The sequence below is a fragment of the Microcoleus sp. Pol12A5 genome, from assembly GCF_036701435.1.
GTDB lineage: Bacteria > Cyanobacteriota > Cyanobacteriia > Cyanobacteriales > Microcoleaceae > Microcoleus.
In genome coordinates, this window is record NZ_JAUBQU010000248.1 from 1 (window position 1) to 2832 (window position 2832).

Here is a 2832-nt window from a genome sequence, read left to right on the forward strand (position 1 = left end):
CACTGCCAAGATGAATCTTTGTTTTATTAGATTGATGATTAAGAGGCTGGCCTCTTAGATCTCAAATGGGTTCTATACTTGAGCTTACCTTCCTGCAACCACTGAGAAACATCGTTTACAAACTCTGCGTGACGGTGTTGGTAATCACCCACAAGAAAACCTTTGATTAACGCTCGTTTAACCAACAGTGGCATCAAATTAGGGCCAGGAGGAGGAGTTTCTGCGTTGTACTGCGAGATTAAACCAACGAGTGGTATTCTTGCCCCAAGATTAATCTGCTGCAAAACGGCTTCTAAAATAGGACCCGCCGTATTGTCAAAGTAAACATCAATTCCCTTAGGACAAGCAGCTTTCAGTGCTGAACTGAGGTCTTGAGTTTTGCGGTTAATGCAGGCATCAAACCCTAATTCTTTGACTGCGTAATCGCATTTATCCTCACTCCCAGCCACCCCCACTGCCCGACAGCCTTTGAGTTTAGCAATTTGACCGACTACAGAACCGACTGCGCCAGAGGCAGCAGAAACGACAACTGTTTCGCCTGCTTGTGGTTGCCCAATATCAAGCAGCGCAAAATATGCCGTCATTCCCGGCATCCCCGTTATGCCCAAGGCATAGGAGATGGGTGCTTGATTGGGGTCAAGCTTGCGCAACGTTTCGCCTTTCGATACGCCATAAGTTTGCCAACCGTCATAACCGAGCACAAAATCTCCTGCCCTGAATAGGGGATGGTTGGATTTCACCACTTGGCTAACTGTGCTACCGACCATCACGGAACCCAATTCTACGGGAGAAGCATAAGATTCGCGACCCCTATATGCGACCGCGCATATAGGGGTCGAGGGACAGGTAAATCGTGCGGTTGAGAACTTCGCCTTCTCTTGGTTCTGGGATTGGGGTTTCGACTAGGGCGAAATCACTCTCTTTGGGTTCGCCAACTGGGCGGCTTTTGAGTAAGATTTGTTGATTAATTGAATAAGACATTGATGGTTCCTATTTTCTGCCAATGCTTTGAGCATCGATTAGTGCTGTACCAGGTTGGACAATCATCCCAACAAGCTTAGGAATGAAAATTTAATAACATTAGCGTCTGCTAAATAGTCGGAACGGCACGATAATTCCATTTTGGTAGATATTCATCAAAAATAATTTTCATTGTTTCTTTAAATCCCTTAGCTACTTTTCGACCAGTTTCATAAATTTTATCGATTACATTTACTACCACAGAAAGCCCGGTTTTAGTATGAGTTTTTGCCATGAGTTTTTTCACTAACTCAAGAGGAGTAAAAATCACTCCTTGACAGGCTCTGGTTACGTGAGAAAACAAACGATGTTCAATGGGATTATACTTCGATGTATAGGGGGGATAGTGTGCGATTCTAATTTGTATTCCTAGCTCGTCCACTAAATTTTGTAAGTTTGATTTAAAGATATGATGATTAGAATTATTACTGCCACCGCCAGATCATTTTATCAAAATTGAATTGGCTTGAGGGTAGATAAATTTTCCGTAATTAACCCACCATACTTTTATCGATTCACAAGCAAATTCACTCGTATCTTTACTGATTCCGAGGTTTAAATATCCTCGGTTAAGTTGCAGATAATAAATTCCATGAGGTACTATTTTTCTTTCAGCCAAACTCCAAAAATCATGGTCAAATGTCGTAATAGCTTCCGTAGTATATAGACTTCCTGCTCGATATAGCTTTCCAATAAATTCCTTTTTTTTCGTATCCATACTAACAATTGGATTTCCCTGTAACTCATACTCGGCGGTAATTCGAGCCAGATTTTCAAATTGTTCATTACGATTATTTGTTACTCCGGTTGTTTGTTTTTTTTGAGCTTGGCGTTTCACATCTCCATGTTTTTTTAACAGTTTTTGAACAACTGTTGTACTGACTCTTGTTGCCTGAGCTTTCAGACGTTCAACTATTTGTTGCTGGGTAAGATTTGTCCATTTAATTTTTTCCGACATGGGATCTCCGGCTGTGTAATTTTTTAAGACTTCTAAAAAACGCTCATTTAAATCAGGTATCTCAGACTCCCTAGTTTTTCTTCCTCCTCCACGTCGGCGAATTCTCTGTTGATTACAAGTCGTGTCTGATTCACTTTTTAACTCTTTAATTCCCTTGGCTATTGTATTCCTGTCTACTCCCAAAACTCGGGCTATATAAATAATTCCACCACGACCAAGTTTTACGGCTTCTATCGCTGCATATTTTCTTTGATCTTTTTCAGATAAAGACTGATGATGTTTTCGCATTAAATCAGTAATTTCCTCTGAGTAACACATAAATTAAGTTAGTAAGAAATTATTTAAATCAAAAAATCTTGGGCGACATAAGAAGAACCAAGTAGGTATAATATTTGACATTTCTACCGAAACATAAACCTATTCCTATTCACTCATTTATTTATTATACATTGCTGATGTTATTAAAATTTCATTTCTTACTAACTATTGGAGTTGATAATCACTGACTCAACCTCTTTCATCAGACATAATTAGAGAGCGTTACCAAACGTGATGGTGATACATACAAATGTACTATATTGTACTACATTGTAGTACAATACTAGCTTAAGTTTTAGATCGGGAGAGAATATGAGTAGATTTGAAGGTGATTGCGCTGGAAAAAATATAATCACTTACGGTTCTAGAGCAGGGAAAGAATACTCTCCCCATGACATTGGACAATATTTAAAGCAATTTAAGCTTAATGATGCTCTTAGGCTTATTGGAGAATTATCCGGTAGTGCTTTTATGTAAAGGATGGAGAAAATAGAGGCGGTTGAGCCTTCAGAATTGCTAATCGGATTTGGTGATTG

General features: G+C 39.4%; 3 protein-coding genes and 1 pseudogene. 1 reads left to right on the forward strand and 3 read right to left on the reverse strand.

The genetic code is table 11. The features are described from left to right. Positions 1 to 38: 38 nt before the first annotated feature. The 3 genes and pseudogenes from QUA45_RS28405 to QUA45_RS28415 form a co-directional block, all read right to left on the reverse strand. Complete coding sequence (locus tag QUA45_RS28405) at positions 39 to 830, reverse strand: NADP-dependent oxidoreductase (RefSeq protein ID WP_333223252.1); 792 nt, start codon at positions 828 to 830, stop codon at positions 39 to 41. Further along, positions 811 to 981: a hypothetical protein gene (locus QUA45_RS28410; RefSeq protein ID WP_333223248.1), complete on the reverse strand. Its 171-nt coding sequence runs from the start codon at positions 979 to 981 to the stop codon at positions 811 to 813. The genes QUA45_RS28405 and QUA45_RS28410 overlap by 20 nt, the downstream gene beginning before the upstream one ends. 109 nt (positions 982 to 1090) lie before the next feature. Continuing rightward, a pseudogene (locus tag QUA45_RS28415) lies at positions 1091 to 2296 on the reverse strand (ISAzo13 family transposase). A 312-nt stretch (positions 2297 to 2608) separates the two neighbouring features. Between QUA45_RS28415 and QUA45_RS28420 the strand changes: the two are divergent. After that, positions 2609 to 2773 (forward strand): hypothetical protein, encoded by a 165-nt coding sequence (locus tag QUA45_RS28420; RefSeq protein ID WP_333223250.1) that lies wholly within the window; start codon positions 2609 to 2611, stop codon positions 2771 to 2773. Positions 2774 to 2832 lie beyond the last annotated feature (59 nt).

Coding starts and splice junctions, on each gene's coding strand:
- QUA45_RS28410 (WP_333223248.1), bottom strand. CDS start 981: ATGTCTTATTCAATTAATCAACAAATCTTACTCAAAAGCCGCCCAGTT.
- QUA45_RS28420 (WP_333223250.1), top strand. CDS start 2,609: ATGAGTAGATTTGAAGGTGATTGCGCTGGAAAAAATATAATCACTTAC.